The sequence below is a fragment of the Cedecea neteri NBRC 105707 = ATCC 33855 genome, from assembly GCF_001571265.1.
Classification (GTDB): domain Bacteria; phylum Pseudomonadota; class Gammaproteobacteria; order Enterobacterales; family Enterobacteriaceae; genus Cedecea; species Cedecea neteri.
In genome coordinates, this window is record NZ_BCTL01000017.1 from 1 (window position 1) to 22,932 (window position 22,932).

General features: G+C 54.5%; 24 protein-coding genes. 10 read left to right on the top strand and 14 right to left on the bottom strand.

All coding sequences use genetic code 11. The features are described from left to right. Positions 1–88 precede the first annotated feature (88 nt). Complete coding sequence (locus tag CNE01S_RS08465; protein WP_061275129.1) at positions 89–448, top strand: FlxA-like family protein; 360 nt, start codon at positions 89–91, stop codon at positions 446–448. Here the strand turns inward: CNE01S_RS08465 and CNE01S_RS08470 are convergent. Further along, positions 445–1,374: a LysR family transcriptional regulator gene (locus CNE01S_RS08470; protein WP_061275132.1), complete on the bottom strand. Its 930-nt coding sequence runs from the start codon at positions 1,372–1,374 to the stop codon at positions 445–447. The genes CNE01S_RS08465 and CNE01S_RS08470 overlap by 4 nt on opposite strands. A gap of 90 nt (positions 1,375–1,464) precedes the next feature. Here CNE01S_RS08470 and CNE01S_RS08475 point away from each other — a divergent pair, with 90 nt between their 5' ends. Next, positions 1,465–2,463: a bile acid:sodium symporter family protein gene (locus CNE01S_RS08475; protein WP_061275135.1), complete on the top strand. Its 999-nt coding sequence runs from the start codon at positions 1,465–1,467 to the stop codon at positions 2,461–2,463. Here CNE01S_RS08475 and CNE01S_RS08480 read toward each other — a convergent pair. The 3 genes from CNE01S_RS08480 to zipA form a co-directional block, all read right to left on the bottom strand. Then, positions 2,460–2,675: a DUF3820 family protein gene (locus CNE01S_RS08480; RefSeq protein ID WP_016537559.1), complete on the bottom strand. Its 216-nt coding sequence runs from the start codon at positions 2,673–2,675 to the stop codon at positions 2,460–2,462. The two genes, CNE01S_RS08475 and CNE01S_RS08480, sit on opposite strands and share 4 nt — an antisense overlap. Continuing rightward, the gene (gene ligA, locus CNE01S_RS08485; protein WP_061275139.1) at positions 2,676–4,694 is read right to left on the bottom strand and encodes an NAD-dependent DNA ligase LigA; all 2,019 of its coding nucleotides are present in this window, start codon (positions 4,692–4,694) and stop codon (positions 2,676–2,678) included. A 66-nt stretch (positions 4,695–4,760) separates the two neighbouring features. Then, complete coding sequence (zipA, locus tag CNE01S_RS08490) at positions 4,761–5,717, bottom strand: cell division protein ZipA (protein WP_061275142.1); 957 nt, start codon at positions 5,715–5,717, stop codon at positions 4,761–4,763. Between the two features lie 232 nt (positions 5,718–5,949). On the opposite strand from zipA, the gene cysZ reads away from it, so the two are divergent. The 5 genes from cysZ (at position 5,950) to crr (ending at position 10,791) form a co-directional block, all read left to right on the top strand. Then, positions 5,950–6,711 carry a sulfate transporter CysZ gene (gene cysZ / locus CNE01S_RS08495; RefSeq protein ID WP_061275145.1) on the top strand — a complete coding sequence of 254 codons (762 nt, stop codon included), beginning with the start codon at positions 5,950–5,952 and terminating at the stop codon, positions 6,709–6,711. A gap of 160 nt (positions 6,712–6,871) precedes the next feature. Then, positions 6,872–7,843 carry a cysteine synthase A gene (cysK, locus tag CNE01S_RS08500; RefSeq protein WP_061275148.1) on the top strand — a complete coding sequence of 324 codons (972 nt, stop codon included), beginning with the start codon at positions 6,872–6,874 and terminating at the stop codon, positions 7,841–7,843. Between the two features lie 371 nt (positions 7,844–8,214). Next, positions 8,215–8,472, top strand: a complete 258-nt coding sequence (ptsH, locus tag CNE01S_RS08505) for a phosphocarrier protein Hpr (protein ID WP_002913505.1) — start codon at positions 8,215–8,217, stop codon at positions 8,470–8,472. 44 nt (positions 8,473–8,516) lie between these two features. Then, complete coding sequence (ptsI, locus tag CNE01S_RS08510; RefSeq protein ID WP_061275151.1) at positions 8,517–10,244, top strand: phosphoenolpyruvate-protein phosphotransferase PtsI; 1,728 nt, start codon at positions 8,517–8,519, stop codon at positions 10,242–10,244. A 43-nt stretch (positions 10,245–10,287) separates the two neighbouring features. Then, positions 10,288–10,791, top strand: a complete 504-nt coding sequence (crr, locus tag CNE01S_RS08515; RefSeq protein WP_008459580.1) for a PTS glucose transporter subunit IIA — start codon at positions 10,288–10,290, stop codon at positions 10,789–10,791. Between the two features lie 52 nt (positions 10,792–10,843). On the opposite strand, the gene pdxK is transcribed toward crr, so the two are convergent. Continuing rightward, positions 10,844–11,695, bottom strand: a complete 852-nt coding sequence (gene pdxK, locus CNE01S_RS08520) for a pyridoxine/pyridoxal/pyridoxamine kinase (RefSeq protein WP_061275154.1) — start codon at positions 11,693–11,695, stop codon at positions 10,844–10,846. A gap of 449 nt (positions 11,696–12,144) precedes the next feature. Between pdxK and CNE01S_RS08525 the strand changes: the two genes are divergently transcribed. After that, entirely contained in the window at positions 12,145–13,356 is a 1,212-nt protein-coding gene (locus tag CNE01S_RS08525; RefSeq protein WP_061275157.1) for an oxalate decarboxylase family bicupin, read from the top strand. A gap of 54 nt (positions 13,357–13,410) precedes the next feature. On the opposite strand, the gene cysM is transcribed toward CNE01S_RS08525, so the two are convergent. The 9 genes from cysM to CNE01S_RS08570 form a co-directional block, all read right to left on the bottom strand. Next, entirely contained in the window at positions 13,411–14,322 is a 912-nt protein-coding gene (cysM, locus tag CNE01S_RS08530; protein ID WP_061275189.1) for a cysteine synthase CysM, read from the bottom strand. A gap of 71 nt (positions 14,323–14,393) precedes the next feature. Then, positions 14,394–15,479 (bottom strand): sulfate/thiosulfate ABC transporter ATP-binding protein CysA, encoded by a 1,086-nt coding sequence (cysA, locus tag CNE01S_RS08535; RefSeq protein ID WP_061275159.1) that lies wholly within the window; start codon positions 15,477–15,479, stop codon positions 14,394–14,396. Further along, complete coding sequence (gene cysW, locus CNE01S_RS08540) at positions 15,469–16,344, bottom strand: sulfate/thiosulfate ABC transporter permease CysW (protein WP_061275162.1); 876 nt, start codon at positions 16,342–16,344, stop codon at positions 15,469–15,471. Before cysW ends, cysA begins: the two co-directional genes overlap by 11 nt. Next, positions 16,344–17,177: a sulfate/thiosulfate ABC transporter permease CysT gene (cysT, locus tag CNE01S_RS08545; protein ID WP_008459572.1), complete on the bottom strand. Its 834-nt coding sequence runs from the start codon at positions 17,175–17,177 to the stop codon at positions 16,344–16,346. The genes cysW and cysT overlap by 1 nt, the downstream gene beginning before the upstream one ends. Then, entirely contained in the window at positions 17,177–18,193 is a 1,017-nt protein-coding gene (locus CNE01S_RS08550) for a sulfate ABC transporter substrate-binding protein (protein ID WP_061275165.1), read from the bottom strand. Before CNE01S_RS08550 ends, cysT begins: the two co-directional genes overlap by 1 nt. 157 nt (positions 18,194–18,350) lie before the next feature. Next, positions 18,351–19,250, bottom strand: a complete 900-nt coding sequence (locus CNE01S_RS08555; RefSeq protein WP_061275167.1) for a Dyp-type peroxidase — start codon at positions 19,248–19,250, stop codon at positions 18,351–18,353. Positions 19,251–19,353: 103 nt separating this feature from the next. Then, complete coding sequence (locus CNE01S_RS08560; protein ID WP_061275169.1) at positions 19,354–19,929, bottom strand: RpoE-regulated lipoprotein; 576 nt, start codon at positions 19,927–19,929, stop codon at positions 19,354–19,356. Between the two features lie 49 nt (positions 19,930–19,978). Further along, a complete protein-coding gene (locus CNE01S_RS08565; protein WP_061275171.1) occupies positions 19,979–20,431 on the bottom strand; it encodes a DUF2919 domain-containing protein in 453 nt (150 codons plus the stop codon). A 20-nt stretch (positions 20,432–20,451) separates the two neighbouring features. After that, positions 20,452–20,877 carry a GNAT family acetyltransferase gene (locus tag CNE01S_RS08570; RefSeq protein ID WP_008459564.1) on the bottom strand — a complete coding sequence of 142 codons (426 nt, stop codon included), beginning with the start codon at positions 20,875–20,877 and terminating at the stop codon, positions 20,452–20,454. Between the two features lie 216 nt (positions 20,878–21,093). Here CNE01S_RS08570 and amiA point away from each other — a divergent pair, with 216 nt between their 5' ends. Together amiA and hemF are read left to right on the top strand one after the other, a co-directional pair. Continuing rightward, positions 21,094–21,966: an N-acetylmuramoyl-L-alanine amidase AmiA gene (amiA, locus tag CNE01S_RS08575; RefSeq protein ID WP_061275174.1), complete on the top strand. Its 873-nt coding sequence runs from the start codon at positions 21,094–21,096 to the stop codon at positions 21,964–21,966. Positions 21,967–21,971: 5 nt separating this feature from the next. After that, complete coding sequence (hemF, locus tag CNE01S_RS08580; protein ID WP_061275176.1) at positions 21,972–22,877, top strand: oxygen-dependent coproporphyrinogen oxidase; 906 nt, start codon at positions 21,972–21,974, stop codon at positions 22,875–22,877. The last annotated feature ends 55 nt before the right edge of the window (positions 22,878–22,932 follow it).

Below are 22,932 nucleotides of genomic sequence, written 5' to 3' on the forward strand. Positions count from 1 at the left end.
TCTGCCGTTTAAGCCCCTTCGCAAAAAATTATCAACTTCCTCGCCGTCAGGCCGATAACTCCCTTACCATTTCATCAAAGGAATTATGATGACGACAATATCCAGCAATGCTCTACAGGGCTCTCAGCTGACAACCAGCACGCCTACAGGCTCCTCTTCCGGCAGCACTGATAACAGTACGGCCGCGCAGATTGCCCAAATCAGCAAAAAAATCACTCAGTTGACCGAGAAACTCAAAGAAGTTTCCGGCACGCCGGATCGCTCTGCCGCAGAGAAGAAAAAACAAGTCGAGATCCTCCAGGCCGAGATTAAAATGCTGCAGGCCCAGCTGGCCCAGCTTCAGCGCAAACAGGCTGAAGAAGCCCAGCAGAAACAAGAACAGCAGCAAATAAAAGCGACCGGGGTGAACAAGCCTTCCGACGACCACCAGATTGATATTTATATCTAGCCGGCCATAAATAACGGGTCGCCAATACGGGCCAGGGTTAACAGCCTGGCCTGCTCCCGAACCTCCTGCCAGATAGCTTCCGCCGCACGTGAAAGCGAACGGTTCTTGCGCCTGACCAGCATCAACTGTCGGTTTATTACCGGCGTTAACCGCTTGACGATAAGCGGCCTCCCTTCAGGCAAAGGCAGCGCCAGCGCGGGCAACACGCTTAAACCAATCCCTGCTTCTACCATCGGATACAGCGTTGCGGGGTGCCCAATCTGCTGGACAACGTTCACCTCAATCCCCTGCCGGGCAAAAGCCTCATCAATCAATGGCCGACTGCCCGAGGCATAATCCTGCAGCACCAGCTTTTGCCCCTGTAGTGCCTGCCAGTCAATCTGCGCCGCGCTAGCAAACGGATGATCGCTGCGGCACAACAGAAGAAAAGGCTCAGACAGCACGGTTTCACACTCCAGGTCGCTGGCCTGAACCGGGTCGATAACCACGCCAAAATCAACTTCTCCCTGGCGGATGCTCTGCAAAACCCACTGCTGCGACGCATCATGCAGCATAAATCGAATATTCGGATAAGCCTCTGCGCTGGCAGCGATAGATTGCGGCATGAGGTGCGCAGACAGCGTCTGGCTGGCAGCCACACGAACCGTGCCGCTAAGCTGATGCCCCACCACGCGCGCATCCAGCAGCGTTGTGGTCAACTCCTCCAGCAGCCGTTCCAGGCGAGGAGCCAGTAGCTCTCCCGCAGGCGTGAGCACCACTTCTCTCGTAGTACGGTCAAGCAGCTTAACGCCCAACTCGGCTTCCAGCTCCTTCAGGCTGTGGCTAACGGCCGACTGGCTTAGCCCAATACTTTCCCCTGCCCGACTGAAACTGCCGGCATGGGCTACGGCGACGAACACGCGAAGCTGACGCAGGGAATAATTCATCTATTTTCTTCATCAATGCATTTAATAAATCAATTTTATTTCTGAAACCAGCGGAAACACAATAGCGCCCTTCACCTTTGAGGAATGGCTATGAAATTGCTCCGCATTGTCGACCCTTTTACCTTAACGTTGGTTTGTACCGTCCTGCTGGCCTCTTTCTTTCCGGCACAAGGGAGTTTTGTCGGTTTCTTCGAGGGGCTGACCACCGCCGCCATCGCCCTGTTGTTCTTTATGCATGGCGCAAAACTGTCTCGAGAGGCGGTGATCTCAGGCGGCAGTCACTGGCGGCTACATCTGTGGGTGATGTGCAGCACGTTCATCCTGTTCCCGGTACTTGGCGTGCTGTTTAGCTGGTGGAAGCCGGTCAATGTCAGCCCGGAGCTTTACAGCGGTTTCCTTTATCTCTGCATTTTGCCCGCCACGGTGCAGTCGGCCATCGCCTTTACCTCCATTGCTGGAGGCAACGTGGCGGCGGCTATTTGCTCCGCCTCTGCGTCTAGCTTGTTAGGGATTTTTCTCTCGCCGTTGCTGGTCGGCCTGGTGATGCACGTTCAGGGTGCAAGCGGCAGCCTGCACCAGGTAGGCAGCATTATGCTGCAGCTGCTGGTGCCGTTCGTGGCCGGGCATCTGATGCGGCCGTGGATTGGCGCATGGGTGGCGAAGAATAAGAAATGGATCGGCAAAACTGACCAGACGTCTATTCTTCTGGTGGTCTATTCGGCCTTTAGTGAAGCCGTAACCCACGGTATCTGGCATAAGGTTGGGGCGGGTTCGTTGCTGTTCATCGTGGCATCCAGCCTCGTGCTGCTGGCCATCGTGATAACGGTGAATATCTTTGTGGCGCGTCGCTTTGGCTTTAGCAAAGCGGATGAAATTACGATTGTTTTCTGTGGGTCGAAAAAGAGCCTGGCCAACGGCATTCCGATGGCCAACATTTTGTTCCCGGTTGCTGCGGTAGGGATGATGGTGCTGCCGCTGATGATCTTCCACCAAATCCAGCTGATGGTGTGCGCAGGTATGGCCCGCCGTTATCAAAGAAAAGCAGCTGCAGCCAGCAGTGAGAAACAGACCGCAGCCGTCAGAACTTAGTGCCGCTTGAGGGGCCGGACCAGGTTGTCCAGCCCTTCCACTTTAATCAGCAGCGTCAGGGCCATCAGCTCACCGAGATGGCCTTGCGGAAACTCCCCTTTGCGGGAAAACCACAGCAAATACTCTTCCGGTAAATCAATCAGCATCCGGCCTTTGTATTTGCCAAACGGCATCGCCGTATTGGCTATCTCAATAAGCTGCTCTTTATCCATTTAGTCACCCAGCAAACGAATCATTTCCGCTTCGTCGATAACCTGAATGCCCAGCTCCTGTGCCTTGACAAGCTTAGAGCCGGCCGCTTCCCCGGCGATAACCAGATCGGTTTTTTTCGACACGCTGCCGGCCACTTTTGCGCCCAGCGCCGTCAGCCGGTCTTTGGCTTCATCACGTGAAAGAACACTCAGCGAGCCGGTGAGCACCACGGTTTTACCGGCAAACGGGCTATCGATTTCTTCCGCTTTGACGATCACGGGCGCGGGCCAGTGAACACCGGCTTCTTCGGTAAGCTGGCGGATAACATCCCGGTTTCTCTCTTCGGCAAAGAAGTTAAAGGTATGCGTCGCCACAACAATGCCAACATCCGGCACTTTCTGCAGATCCTCAATGCTGGCCGAGATAAGCGCATCCAGCGTGCCAAAGTGCGCTGCCAGCCCTGCGGCGGTAGCTTCTCCGACTTCACGAATGCCCAGGGCATACAGGAATCGTGCAAAAGTTGTCTCTTTGGCCTTTTCCAACGCATCAACAACGTTTTGTGCAGATTTTGGCCCCATACGATCCAGCCCGGTGAGCTTGCCCGCCGACAGCTTAAACAGATCGGCTGGGGTATCGACGTACTCTTTTTCCACCAGTTGGTCGATGATTTTGTCGCCCATGCCGTCCACGTCCATCGCGCGGCGGGACACAAAGTGCTTTAGCGCCTCTTTGCGCTGGGCACCACAGATCAGGCCACCGGTACAGCGAGCGACGGCTTCACCTTCTACTCGCTCAACGTCTGAGCCACAAACAGGGCAATGCGTAGGGAAGACGATTGCCTGAGTATCTTCCGGGCGTTCCGACTCCACCACGCCAACAACCTGTGGAATAACATCCCCGGCGCGACGGATAACGACTCTGTCACCAATGCGCAGGCCAAGACGCTCAATTTCATCGGCGTTGTGCAATGTTGCGTTACTCACCAGCACCCCGGCAACCTGCACAGGCTCCAGACGAGCTACGGGCGTAATCGCGCCGGTTCGCCCTACCTGAAACTCAACGTCGCGCACGGTGGTCATCTGTTCCTGCGCAGGGAATTTAAACGCGACGGCCCAGCGCGGCGCTCTCGCCACAAAGCCCAGCGTTTCCTGCAGCGCAAGCGAGTCAACTTTGATGACCACGCCGTCAATATCAAAGCCCAACGTCGGGCGATCGATCTCTACCTGATGATAAAACGCGAGCACCTCTTCCGGCGTGCTGCAAAGGCGAATGCGGTCGCTGACCGGCAATCCCCAGGCCTTAAACTGTTGCAAACGCGCCATGTGGCTGGCCGGCAGTTCACCGCCTTCCAGCAGCCCCACGCCGTAGCAGAAGAAGGTCAGCGGACGTTTAGCGGTAATTCGCGGATCTAGCTGGCGCAATGAACCGGCTGCGGCATTGCGCGGGTTAGCAAACACTTTCCCGCCGGTGCGGCGAGCTTCTTCGTTGATTTTTTCGAAGCCTGCCTGCGGTAAGAAGACTTCACCACGCACCTCAAGGCGACGTGGAATATTGTCCCCTTGAAGTTTGAGCGGTATAGCGCGAATAGTTCGAACGTTAGCGGTGATGTTTTCACCCGTTGTACCATCGCCCCGCGTTGCGGCCCGCACCAGAACACCGTCCTCATACAACAGGCTTACCGCCAGGCCATCCAGTTTTAACTCACAGCAAAACGTCAGGGCATCGCTGCTTTTCAACCTGTCCAGCACGCGCTTGTTGAACGCCAGATAGCTTGCTTCGTCGAAAACGTTGTCGAGCGACAGCATCGGCACTTCATGCCGTACCTGGGTAAATTCACTCAGCGGCGCAGCACCAACTCGCTGGGTCGGTGAATCCTGGGTAATCAGTTCCGGATGAGCTTCTTCAAGCGCACGCAGTTCGCGCATCAGCCTGTCGTATTCTGCATCAGGAATTTCAGGATTATCCTGCACATGGTACAGATATTCATGATGGCGAAGCGTGGTTCGCAGGTGGTTAAGTTGTTGTTCGATTGAGTCCATATCGCACCATCAATGATAAAAAACCCCCGACAGGCGGGGGTTTATGGGGAAGATTCAGGCCAGGATTCAGGCGTTGGCTTCGAGAACCTCGCGGATCCTGTCCTGGTACTCGCGCAGCTTCTGCGGAGTCATCATGCGACGCTGATCGTCCATCACCACGCCGCCGACTTCATCGGCGATGTGCTGTGCAGACTGCAGCATCAGCTTAAAGTTTTGCGCTGCATTGCCGTAGGATGGCACCTGCATAAAGATGGTCACGCCTGGCGTGGCGAAATCGGCCATATTTTCAGGATCGAAGGACCCTGGCTTAACCATATTCGCAAGGCTAAACAGAACCGGACCGCTGCCATCTGGGCTAAGATGGCGGTGGAAAATATTCATTTCACCAAACTTGAAACCGGCCTGCTGAATGCTGTTTAGCAGCAGTTCACCGTTCAGCATCGTGCCCGCGTGGGCGGCGACGTTCATCACAATCACCGTCTCTTTCTTCACCGGCGCAGGCTGCGGTGCTGGTTCGGCAGCAACAGGCTTTGGCACAGGTTCAGCAGTGAACTGTGGTGCGGGCTGAACTGGCGCAATCGGCTGTGGCTCAGGCACTGGCGCCGGGGCTGGCACTGCAGGTGCTACAGGACGCACAGGTTCAACATGCTGAGGAGCGGGCTCAACGTGGCGCGGGGTTACCGGCTCAGGCTGGCGCGGCTGCGGCGCAGGACGAGGTTCTGCTGACGCATACGGCGGCTCATAATTGTGCTGAGGTGCCTGAGGCTGACGTGGGGCATTCGCTTCATGAGAAGCAGACTCCGGCACAGGAGCAGTACGACGTACGCGCACTTCACCGACGCCTTCCTCTTCCTCATCGTCCTCTTCTTCGTATTCGTCGCGCTTCGACTTCATACGTTTTAAAGGGCGATCGCGGAACACGGACGAGCGTTCCTTACGACTGGTCCACAGACCGTGTACCAGTAAGGCTATTATGGCGATTGCGCCAACAATGATTAATATCAGACGCAAATCCTGCATCATTATATTCTCTGTTGTTCTAACACCTTGCCACCGCGGCAAACATTTACTCACTAAGAGTATTTGCCCATCTGCTCAAGTGCAAGTGCGAGCACGGTTTTCTCACCATAAAGATAGCCTAAGCGCACCTTTTTGCTGATTTTTCGACCAATTCCTGGCGAGTTTTTCTGAATGTTGTCAGTTATGATAGCAAAGCAGCTAACTGCATTGACCTGATAAGGAGTCTGCTCAGATTATGGTTTCATCTTCCGGAACCCCGCCGCGTAGTGGCGTGTATTATTTTTCCCAGGGCTGGAAACTGGTCCGCGAACCTGGCATTAAGCGCTTCGTTCTGATGCCGCTGCTGGTCAATATCATCTTGCTTGGCGGCGCTTTCTGGTGGCTGTTCACCCGCCTTGATGTCTGGATCCCGTCGATGATGAGCCACGTGCCGGACTGGCTACAATGGCTAAGTTACGTGCTTTGGCCACTGGTAACGCTCTCGGTGTTATTGGTGTTTGGTTACTTCTTTTCGACAATCGCCAACCTGATTGCCGCGCCGTTTAGCGGCCTGTTGGCAGAGCAGCTTGAAGCTCGCCTTACGGGCGCAACGCCGCCGGATACGGGCGTGCTCGACATAATGAAAGATTTACCTCGCATCATGAAACGAGAATGGCAAAAGCTGGCCTGGTATCTGCCACGCGCTATTGTCCTGCTGCTGCTCTACTTTATCCCAGGCATCGGTCAAACCGTTGCTCCGGTCTTGTGGTTCTTGTTTAGCGCCTGGATGCTGGCTATTCAATACTGTGACTACCCTTTTGATAACCATAAAGTGCCGTTCAAACAGATGCGCATAGCGCTTCGCGAGAAAAAGGTCGTCAACATGCAGTTTGGCGCGCTGGTGAGCCTGTTCACGCTGATCCCGGTCCTGAACCTGTTTATCATGCCGGTTGCCGTCTGCGGTGCGACTGCCATGTGGGTGGACTGTTATCGGGCAAAACACGCCATGTGGAAATAACGCCCTGCGGAAGGGGAAGCCGCTTATGCCATTGCTTATTCCATGTTGCATTGGCTTATTCCCCTTCCACCTATAGATATGCTATTTCCTTACTTCCGCATATTTCCTGAGCAGGTATGCTGGACCGGTATCCCAAAATTCAGACAGTTAAGGACGAGCCATGAGCAAAATTTATGAAGACAACTCCCTGACAATCGGCCACACGCCGCTGGTTCGCCTGAACCGTATCGGCAACGGACGCATTCTGGCTAAGGTGGAGTCCCGTAACCCAAGCTTCAGCGTCAAATGCCGCATTGGTGCCAACATGATTTGGGATGCCGAAAAACGCGGCGTACTGAAGCCTGGCGTGGAGTTAGTCGAACCTACCAGTGGCAACACCGGTATCGCTCTGGCCTATGTTGCGGCAGCGCGCGGTTACAAGCTGACGCTGACCATGCCGGAAACCATGAGCATCGAACGCCGTAAGCTGTTAAAAGCACTGGGTGCAAACCTGGTGCTGACCGAAGGCGCTAAAGGCATGAAAGGCGCTATCCAGAAAGCCGAAGAGATCGTCGCCAGCGACCCGGCTAAATACCTGCTGCTTCAACAGTTCAGCAACCCGGCAAACCCAGAAATTCACGAAAAAACCACCGGTCCGGAAATCTGGGAAGACACCGATGGTGAAGTGGATGTGTTTATCGCCGGCGTCGGCACCGGCGGTACGCTGACAGGCGTTAGTCGCTACATCAAAAACACCAAAGGCAAAACCTCGCTGATTAGCGTAGCGGTAGAGCCAACGGATTCCCCAGTGATCACTCAGGCGCTGGCGGGTGAAGAGCTGAAGCCTGGCCCGCATAAAATTCAGGGTATCGGGGCCGGTTTTATCCCTGGCAACCTCGATCTTAAGCTTATCGACAAAGTGGTCACCATCAGCAATGACGATGCCATTTCTACCGCTCGCCGCCTGATGGACGAAGAGGGTATTCTGGCCGGTATCTCTTCCGGCGCTGCCGTTGCCGCCGCGCTGAAACTTCAGGAAGACGAAGCCTTTACCAATAAGAATATTGTGGTTATCCTTCCGTCCTCCGGGGAGCGCTATTTGAGTACTGCTTTGTTTGCCGATCTGTTCACTGAGAAAGAACTGCAACAGTAATGCCAGTATTTGATATATGCTTAAAAAAGCACCCGTGAGGGTGCTTTTTTGTGGCATACATCAAACTTTCACCCTCATCGGCATTGCGCTTACCCCCGCAGGTCTGGTATTTAACCAGCAATTATTTTGATGCGCGAAATTAATCAAGCTGTGAGATGCACCTGCTGAATCGATTTAACGATTTGGTGCCTATCTGCTTTTCACGGCATAATGATGATGAATCTGTGAAACGCTGTTGGCGTTTTTTTCACGGTTCCCATGCATCCAGTGCCTCGCTCCTTCGACGATGGCGCTAACGATACAGGCTAAAGTGTGGCCGCCAGGCTAGACTTTAGTTCCACAACACTAAACCTATAAGTTGGGGAAATACAATGTTCCAGCAAGAAGTAACTATTACCGCTCCGAACGGTCTGCATACCCGCCCTGCTGCTCAGTTTGTTAAAGAAGCTAAAGGCTTCACTTCCGAAATCACCGTGACTTCCAACGGCAAAAGCGCCAGCGCTAAGAGCCTGTTCAAGCTGCAAACGCTGGGCCTGACTCAGGGCACCGTAGTGACGCTCTCCGCCGAAGGCGAAGATGAGCAGAAAGCCGTTGAGCATTTAGTAAAACTGATGGCTGAACTCGAGTAAGTTCTGGGTTCTTCGTAAATATCAGTCACAAGTAAGGTAGGGTTATGATTTCAGGCATTTTAGCATCCCCGGGTATCGCTTTCGGCAAAGCACTTCTGCTGAAAGAAGATGAAATTGTCATCGACCGGAAGAAAATTTCTGCCGACAAAGTTGAGCAGGAAGTTGAACGTTTCCTCAGCGGGCGCGCCAAAGCATCCGAGCAGTTAGAAGCGATCAAAATTAAAGCTGGCGAGACCTTCGGTGAAGAAAAGGAAGCTATCTTCGAAGGCCACATTATGTTGCTGGAAGACGAAGAGCTCGAGCAGGAAATCATAGCCCTTATCAAAGACAAGCTGGTCACGGCGGACGCCGCAGCGTACGAAGTGATTGAAGGCCAGGCAACGGCTCTGGAAGAGCTGGATGACGAATACCTGAAAGAACGTGCTGCTGACGTACGTGACATCGGTAAACGTCTGCTGCAGAACATTCTCGGCCTGAACATTATCGATTTAAGCGCAATTAAGGATGAAGTTATCCTGGTTGCTAAAGATCTGACGCCGTCTGAAACCGCACAGCTGAACCTGAAAAAGGTGCTGGGTTTCATCACCGACATCGGCGGACGTACCTCCCACACCTCCATCATGGCGCGCTCCCTTGAGCTGCCAGCGATTGTGGGCACCGGTAGCGTGACCTCCGACGTGAAAAACGACGACTATCTGATCCTCGACGCGGTTAACAACAAAGTTTACGTTAACCCGACCAACGAGCAGATCGAAGAGCTGCGCGCCGTTCAACAGCAGGTTGCCTCTGAGAAAGCAGAGCTGGCTAAGCTGAAAGACCTGCCAGCAATCACCCTCGACGGCCACCAGGTCGAAGTGTGTGCCAACATTGGTACCGTGCGTGACATCGACGGTGCTGAGCGTAACGGCGCAGAAGGTGTGGGTCTGTATCGTACCGAATTCCTGTTCATGGACCGTGACTCGCTGCCAACTGAAGAAGAGCAGTTCGCCGCGTATAAAGCCGTGGCTGAAGCATGTGGCTCTCAGGCGGTTATCGTCCGTACTATGGACATCGGCGGCGACAAAGAGCTGCCGTACATGAACTTCCCTAAAGAAGAGAACCCGTTCCTGGGCTGGCGTGCCATTCGTATCGCCATGGATCGCAAAGAGATCCTGCGTGACCAGGTTCGTGCCATCCTGCGCGCCTCTGCTTTCGGCAAACTGCGCATCATGTTCCCGATGATCATCTCCGTTGAAGAAGTGCGTGCACTGAGAAAAGAGATTGAAATCTTCAAGCAGGAACTGCGTGACGAAGGTAAAGCATTCGATGAAACCATCGAAATCGGCGTGATGGTTGAAACCCCTGCGGCCGCGACGATTGCTCGTCACCTGGCCAAAGAAGTGGACTTCTTCAGCATCGGCACCAACGATTTAACTCAGTACACCCTGGCAGTTGACCGCGGTAATGATATGATTTCACATCTTTACCAGCCGATGTCACCGTCCGTACTGACTCTGATTAAGCAAGTTATTGATGCTTCTCACGCAGAAGGTAAATGGACCGGTATGTGTGGTGAGCTTGCGGGCGACGAACGTGCTACACTTCTGTTGCTTGGGATGGGCCTGGACGAATTCAGTATGAGCGCCATTTCTATCCCACGTATCAAGAAGATTATTCGTAACACGAACTTCGAAGATGCGAAAGTGTTAGCAGAGCAGGCTCTTGCTCAACCGACAACGGACGAGTTAATGACGCTGGTTAACAAGTTCATTGAAGAAAAAACAATCTGCTAATTCACGAGATGCTGCCCAAATTACTGCTTAGGAGAGAAGGCTAATGGGGTTATTTAGTAAACTGTTCGGTGACAAAGGCAATAGCGACACCGGAACCATTGAGATCGTTGCTCCACTGTCTGGCGAAATCGTTAACATTGAAGACGTGCCGGACGTCGTGTTTGCTGAAAAAATCGTTGGTGATGGGATCGCTATCAAACCAACCGGCAACAAAATGGTTGCTCCGGTTGACGGCACCATCGGTAAAATCTTCGAAACCAACCATGCCTTCTCTATCGAATCCGATAGCGGCATTGAGTTGTTCGTTCACTTTGGTATCGACACCGTTGAGCTGAAAGGCGAAGGCTTCAAGCGCATCGCTGAAGAAGGCCAGCGCGTGAAGAAAGGCGACGTGGTCATTGAGTTCGATCTGCCGCTGCTGGAAGAGAAAGCCAAGTCTACCCTGACGCCGGTTGTTATCTCCAACATGGACGAAATCAAAGAGCTGATCAAACTGACGGGTAGCGTAACCGTGGGCGAAACCCCGGTTATCCGCATCAAGAAGTAAGATTCATGCAGAGAAAAAGGCACCCTTAGGTGCCTTTTTTATTGGCTGCGATTCAGCGCGGTAGAATCAGCTCATCTGAGCGCTGCGCCTGAGTCCAGGCCATCACTTCAAACACCCGATGCGCCGCCTCCCCTGCCGCCACCGCCACCTTTTTCCCTTCCAGAATACGGCTGACCAATTCGGCACAGAACAAATCCCCGGTTCCCTTCAGGTCGGTTACCACACGCTCATGGCTGGTCACATCCACCGCATCGGCGGTCACAGTCACCACGGAAATCGTATCAGCACTATTCCCCGGCGCACTGGTAATCACCACCCAGCGCAGCGTGTCAGACAGCAGGCTTCTGGCCGCGATAACCGCCTGTTCCAGCGTGTCGCACGGCATCCCGGTCAGAATATGCAGTTCAAAGAGATTAGGCGTGATCCCCTGAGCATGGGACAGCAGCGCGGTGCGATAAGCTTCGGGAATACCCGCTTTGACGTAAATGCCGCTGTCGGTGTCTCCCAGCACCGGATCGACAAGAATCAACAGTTCAGGATGACTTTCGCGCCGTTCACGCAGCCACTCCGCCAGTAGATGGATTTGCTCCGCACTGCCCATGTAGCCTGTCGTCACGGCCTTCAGTTCGCGTAAGGCATCTCGTTCTTCGAGCGCTCGTAGATAACCGCTAAACCAGTCCGCCGGGATCACACCGCCATAAAACGTATCGTAATGTGGCGTGTTGCTGAACAACACCGTTGGCACCGCCATCACCCGCCAGCCATGCTGCTGAATCGCTGGTACCGCGATACTGTTCCCGACGCTGCCGTAAACCACCTGAGACTGCACCGCCACAATATCTGTTTGTAGCGCCCTGCCTGCATCGTGAAACAATACCGACTGTATATCGCTATCCTGACTCATTTTTTCCCCTTGCCCGCCAGGCCGCCGAGGCCCGAATTGCTGAGCGGCCATTATAGCCAGACCCGGGCGACACAACCACGAGAAGAGCATCCTCTTTATTCCGACAATAACAAACAGACGACTGACATCATTCAAATTTATCGAATCAACGACAAAAGTAATATTTTCTTTCTGGTGTTACACTTTTGAAAATACACCACCTGAACGATGAACAAAATATTATTACCGATTAGTGCGAGTTACCCATTTATTAATAACAACCAACTTAAACACTCCATCAACAACTCCCCCCTTACCCGTCAAGAATATATTCTCACCTCCTTTTATTTACATTGTCTCTTCCAGTCAATTTTACAATTTCATCCACTCAAAATTCATCACCTCACCTATAACCAAAGTTCCCTCCGGAGAATAAACCTCACTCTGCATGAATATAAGGAAGCTATTATATGAAAGATATATCCAGAAGAAGCTTCATGGCCTTTGCCGCAGGCGGCACCGTCGTATTAGCCACGGGCCAGGCCCATGCCCACGATGACAAAGTAAAATCCTACCCGGCAAGCGTACGGGATCCCGGCCCGCACGACCCCATTCGGGAAGCTGAAAACCCGGACATAGTTAATCCACCTTCTACCGACAGCGGCACATTGCCAAACCTGCGCTACTCCTTTAGCGATGCCCATGTCAGAAAAGGCACCGGCGGCTGGACAAGGCAGGTGACAAAACGCGAGCTGGGGATTTCGACCACCATCGCCGGGGTGGATATGCGCCTTAATGCCGGAGGCATCCGGGAACTCCACTGGCACAAAGAGGGTGAATGGGCCTATATGACCTACGGCAATGCGCGGGTAACGGCCTTCGATGCAAAAGGCGGCTGGTTTGTGGATGATATCGGCGTCGGTGATTTATGGTATTTCCCGCCGGGCATTCCTCATTCCATTCAGGGTATCGGGCCGGACGGCTGTGAGTTTCTTTTGGCCTTTGACGACGGCGGATTTGATGAAGACAGTACGTTCCTGTTATCCGACTGGTTTAAACATATTCCGCCGGAGATATTAGCAAAAAACTTCCAGGTTCCCGTCTCCACATTTTCCAAACTGCCTTCGCCTGCCGATGAATATATTTTTGCGGGTACGGTGCCTGGCAGCCTTGCCGCCGACAGTATTAATGGCGCCGCTAAATCGGAGATTAATTTCACCCACCATATGCTGGCGCAGGATCCCATCAAAGCCCCGGGCGGCACCGTCAGAATAACTGATTCATCTAATTTCCCGGTGTCGAAAACTATTGCCGCTGCGCTGGTGGAAATAGAGCCCGGTGGACTGCGAGAACTTCACTGGCACCCTAATAACGATGAATGGCAGTACTATCTTGAAGGGGAAGGCAGAATGGGCGTTTTCGCCTCTTCGGGCCAGGCCAGAACATTTGATTACCGCGCCGGTGATGTCGGTTACGTCCCCTTTGCGATGGGGCACTATATCGAGAATACCGGCACCACGACCCTGCGCTTCCTGGAACTATTTAAAAGCGACTATTACGCGGATATTTCGCTCAACCAGTGGCTGGCCAGCACGCCGCCTGAGCTGGTGAAACAGCATTTACAGCTTGATGAAACGTTTATGAAGGCGTTGAGCCTGCATAAAAACCCGGTTGTGAAGTAACGTGGTGCTTTCAGGAAAAGATCGCCTCAGGCGACCTTTTCCTGGCTTATCGCGTCAGATGCCCGCGCCCTGAACGTAGCTCTCTTCCCCGAACACGCCGGTAGAAAGATAGCGATCGCCTCTGTCGCAAATAATAGCCACCACCACGGCCCCCGGATTTGCTTTGGCTACGCGCAGCGCACCTGCCACCGCCCCACCGGAGCTCACGCCGCAGAAAATCCCTTCTTCCATCGCCAGGCGGCGCATCGTCTGCTCGGCTTCCGTCTGCGCCATATCGATGACTTCATCCACCAGAGTAGGGTTGAAAATCTTCGGCAGCCACTCTTCAGGCCAGCGCCGGATGCCCGGAATGCTGCTACCTTCTTCCGGCTGCAGCCCGACGATTGTCACCGGCTTGCTTTGCTCTCTCATAAAACGGCTGACGCCGGTAATTGTGCCCGTCGTGCCCATACTGGAAACAAAGTGAGTGATACGCCCTTCGGTCTGACGCCAGATCTCTGGCCCGGTAGTGGTGTAATGCGCCAGCGGGTTATCCGGGTTATTAAACTGGTCGAGGATCTTACCTTCGCCGCGATCGGCCATCTGCTGCGCCAGCTCGCGCGCGCCTTCCATGCCCTGGGCCTTGCTGACCAAAATCAGCTCAGCGCCATAGGCCTGCATCGCCGCCTTACGCTCCATGCTCATGTTGTCCGGCATCAGCAGCTTCATGCGGTAGCCTTTGAGCGCGGCGATCATCGCCAGCGCAATGCCGGTATTGCCGCTGGTTGCCTCAATCAGCGTATCGCCGGGTTGAATTTCCCCACGCTTTTCCGCCTGAACAATCATCGACAGCGCCGCGCGATCTTTTACCGAGCCAGCAGGGTTGTTGCCCTCAAGCTTGACCCAGATTTCGCTGCCGTTGGTCAGCCCGCTGCGCTGCAGTCGAACCAGAGGAGTATTGCCAATTGTGCTTTCTAAAGTGATCACTTGCCTGCCCGCAATAAAAGAAAAAAGCGGCCACATTGGGCCGCCTGTGCGTGTCCTGTCGGGGTAAATTATCAGGCAGACTGCGCCAGGTCTACACCCTGAATACGGTTGGCCCCTTCGTACAGACGAGCGTTTTGTAATCCCACAAACAGGCGCTCGCCGCGCTGTGGGATTTGCTGCTCTTTCAGAACCACCGTGAGCGGTTCGTTGTACCAACCGAGCGGCTGCACGACTAACTGCATGTAATGCCCGCGCGGGCTGACTTCCAGCACCTGCACCGGCAGCGGCGAATCAAGATTCGTGCGGCGGCTGACGTCCACTTCCCACGGGCGCAGGAACAGATCGACATCGCCCTGATAGGCCGGCGTGAAGCCCAGCGGCCAGCGGTGCGCGCCGACGTGGAACTGGCTCCCGCGAATCACGCCCTTCAGGCGATTAACCTCGCCCAGGAACTCCAGCACGAAGCGGGTTGCCGGTTCGCGCCAGACAGATTCAGGGGTATCCACCTGCTCGATATTCCCCTGGCTCATCACCACCACGCGGTCAGCAACTTCCATCGCTTCTTCCTGGTCGTGTGTCACAAACACGCTGGTGAACTTTAATTCTTCGTGCAGCTCGCGCAGCCAGCGGCGCAGCTCTTTACGGACCTGAGCATCCAGCGCGCCAAAAGGCTCGTCCAGCAGCAGAATCTGCGGCTCAACCGCCAGCGCACGCGCCAGAGCCACGCGCTGCTTCTGCCCGCCGGAAAGCTGAGCCGGATAGCGGTCTGCAAGATGGGAAAGCTGCACCATCTCCAACAGTTTGGTGACTTTCTGTTTGATACCAGCCGCAGAAGGACGTTCGCGGCGCGGCAAAACCGTCAAGCCAAAGGCGATGTTGTCGAACACCGACATATGGCGGAACAGCGCATAGTGCTGAAACACGAAGCCCACTTTACGGTCGCGGGCGTGCATGCGGCTCACGTCGGTGCCGTTAAAGCTAATGCGGCCGCTGTTCTGATGCTCCAGCCCGGCAATAATACGCAGCAGCGTGGTTTTACCGGAGCCGGACGGCCCAAGCAGCGCCACCATCTGACCAGAAGGGATATCCAGCGAGATATCGTTCAGCACCTGGGTGCGTCCAAAAGACTTCTTAATATTGGCAATATCAATGCTCATGATTTTCCTCCTGCTTCAGGCGTTTTTCCTGATTATTCAGGCGCCACTGCACTGCACTCTTTAAGAACAACGTCAAAACCGCCATCAGGGTTAACAGCGCCGCGGCGGTAAACGAGCCGACGGTGTTGTAATCCTGCTGCAGCAGTTCAATCTGTAACGGCAGCGAGAACGTCTCGCCGCGAATCGAGCCGGATACCACCGACACCGCGCCAAACTCGCCGATAGCGCGAGCGTTAGTCAGCACCACGCCATAAAGCAACGCCCAGCGGATATTGGGCAGCGTCACGCGGCGGAACATCTGCCAGCCGGAAGCCCCCAACAAAATCGCGGCTTCATCTTCCTGGCTGCCCTGGCTCAGCATCACCGGCACCAGCTCGCGCACCACAAACGGACAGGTGACGAAAATAGTCACCAGCACCATTCCCGGCCAGGCAAACATAATCTGCAGGTTGTGAGCATCAAGGAAGCCCGCCAGCGGGCCGTTAGATCCGTAAAACAGCAGGTAAACCAGGCCCGCAACCACCGGGGAAACAGCAAACGGAATATCCAGCAGCGTCAGCAACAATTGGCGGCCAGGGAAGTTAAAGCGCGTCACCAGCCAGGCAAGCAGCGTGCCGAACACCAGGTTTACCGGCACGGTAATCAGGGCAATCATCACCGTCAGCCAGATGGCGTGCAGCATGTCCGGGTTGGCGATATTTTGCAGCGCTGGCATCAGCCCTTTGGAAAAGGCCTCCACAAAAATAGACGCGACCGGCACCACCAGAATCAAAAAAGAGACCAGCACGCCGATGGCGATAAGCGCCCATTTCTCCCAGTTAATGCGGGAGCGGTTATAGCTTTTCAAAGCGGTTACGTCCGTCATCAGTGACCTACCACGCGCCGACCAAAGCGACTCTGCAGCGTATTAATGGTGAACAGCAGCAGCAGCGATGCGGCCAAAATAACCGACGCAATTGCGCTGGCTGCCGGGTAATCAAACTCCTGCAGGCGCACGAAGATCATCAGTGAGGTCACCTCGGTCTTCCAGGCGATGTTCCCCGCGATAAAAATAACCGCGCCGAATTCACCCAGACTGCGGGTAAAGGAGAGCGCCACGCCCGCCATTAGCGCCGGAGAAAGCTCCGGCAGCACCACGCGGCGGAAGCTCTGCCAGCGGGTCGCGCCGAGTGTTTCAGCGGCCTCTTCGTATTCTGGCCCCAGCTCTTCCAGCACGGGCTGAACGGTACGCACCACGAACGGAATGCTGGTAAACGCCATCGCGACGGCAATCCCCAGCCAGGTGTAGGTCACTTTGATGCCGAACTGCGCCAGCCACTCGCCGTACCAGCCGTTAACGGAAAACAGCCCCGCGAGGGTTAAACCTGCTACTGCGGTCGGTAATGCAAACGGTAAATCCATCAGCGCATCAAGCAGGCTACGGCCAGGAAACTGGTAGCGGGTCAGGATCCACGCCATTAACAGGCCGAATACGCCGTTGAATACCGAAGCCAGCGCGGCGGAAAGCAGCGTGACTTTATAGGCGGCGACCACCTGCGGATTGGTGATAACGTCCCAGTATTGGGAGAAAGACATTTGTGCCAGCTGCATCACCAGCGCGCTCAGCGGCAGCAGCAGGATCAGGCAAACGAACAGCAGGCTGGTGCCGAGGCTAAGCGTAAACCCCGGCAGCACGCGTTTTGAACGACTGGCAAACATCAACTACGCCCCGCCGCTAACAGCTTGTCCAGCTCCCCGCCGGTGGCAAAATGCGTTTTCATCACTTCAGGCCAGCCGCCGAACGCATCTTCCACGCGGAACAGCTCGGTCTGCGGGAATTTATCTTTCAGCTTGTCCATTACCTGCGGGTTATTCACGCGGTAGTAGTAATCGGTGATGATGGTCTGTGCCTGAGGGCTATAGAGATAGTTCAGGTAATCCTTCGCCGCTTTTTCCGTGCCGTTGGCCTTCACGTTTTTATCTACCCAGGCGACCGGGAATTCGGCCAGGATGTTCACCTTCGGTACTACGACCTCATAACCGTCTTTGGCGTACTGGTTACGAATGTTATTCACTTCTGACTCAAAAGAGATCAGCACGTCGCCCAGCCCACGCTCGACGAAGGACGTCGTCGCGCCGCGGCCGCCGGTATCAAACACTTCGACGTTTTTCAGGAATTGGGTCATGAACTGCTCGGTTTTGGCTTTGTCGCCGCCGTCAGCTTTGTCTGCTGCCCCCCAGGCCGCCAGATAGGTATAACGGGCGTTACCGGAAGTTTTAGGATTCGGGAAAATCAGTTTTACGTCCGGGCGTACCAGGTCGCTCCAGTCGTGGATGTTCTTCGGGTTGCCCTTACGCACCAGGAAAGCCATGGTGGAGTAGAAAGGCGAGCTGTTGTTCCCCAGACGACTCTGCCAGTCCGCCGGGATCAGGTTGCCTTTATCGTGCAGGATCTGAACATCGGTCACCTGGTTATAAGTTACAACGTCAGCTTTTAAGCCCTGCAAAATGGCCAGCGCCTGTTTTGATGACCCGGCATGAGATTGTTTTATCGTCAGCTTGTCGCCGTTATTCTCCTGCGCCCACTGTTTTTCAAACGGTGGATTCAGCGCGGCAAACAGCTCACGGGACACATCATAAGAGCTATTCAGCAGCTCTGTTGCATGGGCAGAGCCTGCCAGCAGCAAAGAGACAGCGAGCGCGTTCCATACTTTTTTGACTGACCTGATTGCCATGCTTCGCCCTTATAAATGTGATGATAGTCATGATTAACTGACGTTCAGTGTATTTATAACGAGCGATAAAGCTGTAACGCTTTTATATACCGTTTGGCGATTTACAAGAAGAAAGGGATATAAGAAAACGGCGTAGCAAACGCTACGCCGAAGGGGATCACAGACTCAGTAATTTATCGAGCGATGGCGCGAAGTAGTAGCCGCCGGTGACCGGTTTAGTGAAGCGCAGCATACCGTCGCGCTTGCCGTCGGTATCGCCGAACATGCTCAGTAGCTGCTGCTCAATGTTATGCAGACGCGCGCAATAGGCGATGAAATAGAGGCCGTGCACGCCGCTGGCGGTGCCGTAAGGCAGGCTCTGGCGCACAATCTTCAATCCTTTGCCGTCTTCTTTCAGATCGACACGGCTCAGGTGAGAAGTCACCGGACGTGCGTCGCCGTCAATCTCTTCGTTTTCCTGCTTGGTACGGCCGAAGATCATCTCCTGGTCGTGCACGCTCAGGCGGTTAAGCTGCTTCAGGTTATGTTCCCAACGCTGCACCAGCACGTAGCTACCGCCGGCATCCACGCCTTCGTTGATAACGGCAACCAGGCGGCGATTCTCTTCGCCCTGCGGGTTTTCGGTACCGTCCACAAAGCCGCTGAGATCGCGCTCTTCCACCCAGCGGAAGCCGTGAATCTCTTCTTCAATTTTCAGCGCATCGCCGAACGCGGCCAGCGCGGCCTGAGCCACGGAGAAGTTCACGTCATGGCGCAGAGAAAGAATGTGGATCATCACATCATGCTGGGTGGCTGGCGCCAGGCCTTTGCCCAATGGCGTAAAGTTTTTCAGCTCTGCGGCACCTTCGCCTTTGCTGAGGTCACGCCACAGATCGTGCCCGAAACCGATGGTGGCCCCGAGCATTGCGTCAGGGAATTTTTCCTGGAAAGCGTTCAGCGCATCAATAAAGGTTTTGCACCCTGCGCTCAGCGCGCTGAAGTCGCCCTGGACAGAAGCTTCCAGCCAAACGGCGGCACGACAATGTTCCGGCAGAATGCCGCTTTGAACCCGAGACATGATTCCTCCTGAAAAAAAGATGCCACCGGAGGTGGCATTTATCGGGCTATTTTAACCTGATTCATTAACGCCGACTTGCGGCGGCGCAAACCTGGCGCAGATTTTATCGACGCCAGATAATTTTGTTAAGCGTCCATTTCTTCAGCGTATCATCCGACGGCATTAGCCCTTCAGGCCCGTGCCACTCGCCTTTAAACAGATAGCTAATATGCTGGCTGTTCGGTGCCTTACAAATAACCCCTTCCGCATCGTCGCCGGTGCCCTTTTCGCAGGCCCCGAACGCTTTGTCATAAAGGTCGCTGAAAGGCGTGCCAATTTTCACTCCGCCGGCGGTTTTAATGTCCTCATCCATGACATCAACCTGGCTGACGCTGCCTTTTTCGCCGTTCACCACCAGCTTGACGTCTTTGTCTTTCATCGCCTCAAAGTAGCGCACGATGGTGCCGTTTTCAGTTTTCATGCCGCTACGCAGGCGATAGTTATCGTTTAATCCCTCGCTCACGGCCTTCTCATCCATCGCGGTGGCAGAGGTTAATTTGCCCACGCCCTGCTCGCTCACCTCAACGGAAGACCCAAACCAGTTCCACGGATAAGCGGACGACCAGTTAACGGCAGACAGCGTGGAACAGCCGCTCAGAACCAGCGGCAGGCCTAACAGCATCAGGCGCAGAGATTTCATTGATGATTCCTTTTCAAAAAATGGTAACGGCCTTTGGAGTACGGGGATGTCAAAAAGTGCCGCTTAACTCGTTTTTCAGGGCAAAGTAATCCCGCAGGCGGCGGTTAGCCAGCAACCACCAAAGCGCGAACAGATCGGCCGCCAGCAGAACGATTGTGGTGCCGGTCAGCGCTTCATCACCTGCCAGTAACGCAAGCTGCCACACCAGCAGCCCGACCTGAGCCGCAATCAATACCCAGCGGAATGCACGCCAGAATCGAGGCCACAGGTGGCGTCGCCCGCTGAGCATAAAGGCCAAAGCGGCCGGAATGCCGGGGAGCAGCCCCAGCCAAAAGTTATCGCGATCGGGATAAAACAGGCCCAGCAGCGCGTCGCCTTGCTGACGAGAAGCCCCGGCAAGCACCAGCAAAACCCAGGTACGGGCCTGTAATAACAACACCGCCCAGAACAGCAGCGGTGCTTTTAGGTTGCCCTGTGAGTCGTAATCAGCAGGCGGATACATGGCATAAACACATCTGAAAATTAATATTCCTGATCTTCAATCAGCCGCTTGCCGAGCAAAATGGTGTCCTGGTGTTCGTAATCGAGCTTTTCATAGAGGCCGATAACCAGATCGTTCTCTTCGCGCACCATGATGTGGATTTTCGGGCAGCCGCGGGCAATCAGCTTCTTTTCCAGCCGGTTCAGCAGCGCGTTAGCAATGCCCCGGCCCCGAAACTCCGGATGCACGCCCAGGTAATAGGCTGAACCCCGGTGGCCGTCATAGCCGCCCATCAACGATCCCACGATCTCACCGCCCACCTCAGCGACTAAAAACAGGTCTGCGTCGTGATGCAGCTTACGTTCAATGTCCATTTCAGGGTCATTCCATGGGCGCAGTAAATCGCAGCGCTCCCAAAGGGTAATGACCTCTTCGAAATCTTCCTGGCGAAAAACGCGAATTTCCATGGTATTAGCCACCTTAAGCCGTAAAAGGTTGATTATGGCGTTAACCGTCCGTTAAGCCAATAACTGCCGCAAAAGCGCGAAAAAAATGGCATAATCTCCGACCAGTCACGAAATGAAACGAATGGATATACATTTCTGACGCCAGAGTGTCGTTTGCATGCTGCCGATACGTTATAACTTCCCATCTGGACTCCATAAGATAAATAATTCATCCGCATGAGCAAAATTAAATCGCTAACGCAACTTACGACGCGCCGCCAGGTCCTGCTCACGGGTTTAGCGGCGTTAACGCTAACCGGTATGAACAAAGCGCTGGCAAAGGAAGAAGCCAAATCGCTGAAAACCACCAATTCCCACAGCAAAGTGGCTAAAAAATCGGGGGCTAAGCGCATTGTGATGCTCGACCCGGGCCACGGCGGTATCGACACCGGGGCTATTGGCCACGGCGGGTCGAAAGAAAAACACGTGGTCCTGGCCATCGCCAAAAACGTGCGCAGCATTCTGCGCAGCAACGGGATAGACGCCAGGCTGACCCGCACAACGGACGAATTTATTCCGCTGTACGACCGGGTAGAGATAGCCCACAAGCACGGCGCAGATCTGTTTATGTCTATCCACGCGGATGGCTTCACCAGCCCAACCGCCGCAGGTGCCTCGGTCTTTGCTCTTTCCAACCGAGGCGCAAGTAGCGCCATGGCAAAATATCTCTCCGACAGAGAGAACGCCGCGGATGACGTAGCGGGCAGCAAAGTGAAAGACAAAGATCACTACCTGCAGCAGGTGCTGTTCGATTTGGTCCAGACCGACACCATTAAAAACAGCCTCACGCTCGGCTCGCACATTCTGAAGCAGATTAAACCGGTGCATAAGCTGCACAGCCACAGCACGGAACAGGCCGCATTCGTGGTGCTAAAGTCTCCGTCTATTCCTTCGGTGCTGGTGGAAACCTCGTTCATCACCAACCCGGGTGAGGAAAAGCTGCTCGGCACCACTGCCTTCCGCCAGAAAATTGCGACAGCCATTGCCTCCGGTGTGATGAGCTATTTCAACTGGTTTGATAACCACAAAGTCCACGGTAAGAAGCGTTAATTTTTATGACTCAGCCCGATATCCACGCCGTAAAACAGTTCCTGCTTTCTCTGCAGGACACCATCTGCCAGCAGCTTTCCGCCCTTGATGGCTCCGCCTTCCAGGAGGATAACTGGCAGCGCGAAGGCGGCGGTGGCGGGCGAAGCCGTGTTCTGCGCGGCGGCGCGGTGTTTGAACAGGCTGGCGTAAACTTCTCCCACGTTCATGGCGATGCCATGCCTGCGTCAGCCACGGCTCACCGCCCTGAGCTGGCGGGAAGAAGTTTCCAGGCCATGGGCGTTTCTCTGGTAGTGCATCCGAACAATCCGTATGTGCCAACCAGCCACGCCAACGTACGCTTCTTTATTGCTGAAAAGCCGGGTTCTGAGCCAGTGTGGTGGTTCGGCGGCGGCTTCGACTTAACGCCTTACTACGGCTTTGAAGAAGATGCGGTTCACTGGCACCGCACGGCTCGTGACCTGTGCCAGCCGTTTGGCGAGGACGTTTTCCCGCGCTATAAAAAGTGGTGCGATGATTATTTCTTCATCAAACATCGCAACGAGCAGCGCGGCATTGGCGGGCTGTTCTTCGACGATCTGAATAAGCCAGACTTCGATTATGGCTTACGTTTTATTCAGGCCGTGGGGCAAGGGTATCTGGACGCGTATCTGCCGATTGTTGAACGCCGCAAAGAGACGCCGTTTGGCGAGCGCGAGCGCGACTTCCAGCTTTATCGCCGTGGGCGCTATGTAGAATTTAACCTGGTGTGGGATCGTGGCACGCTGTTTGGCCTGCAAACAGGCGGGCGAACCGAATCGATTTTAATGTCGATGCCACCGCTGGTGCGCTGGGAATATGACTACCAGCCGGAAGAAGGCAGCCCGGAGGCTGCCCTGTATCGAGATTTCCTGCCGGTGAAGGAGTGGGTGTAGCTTTCGCTTTTTTACCTTCACCCTAACCCTCTCCCTGCAAGGAAGAGGCGATCTT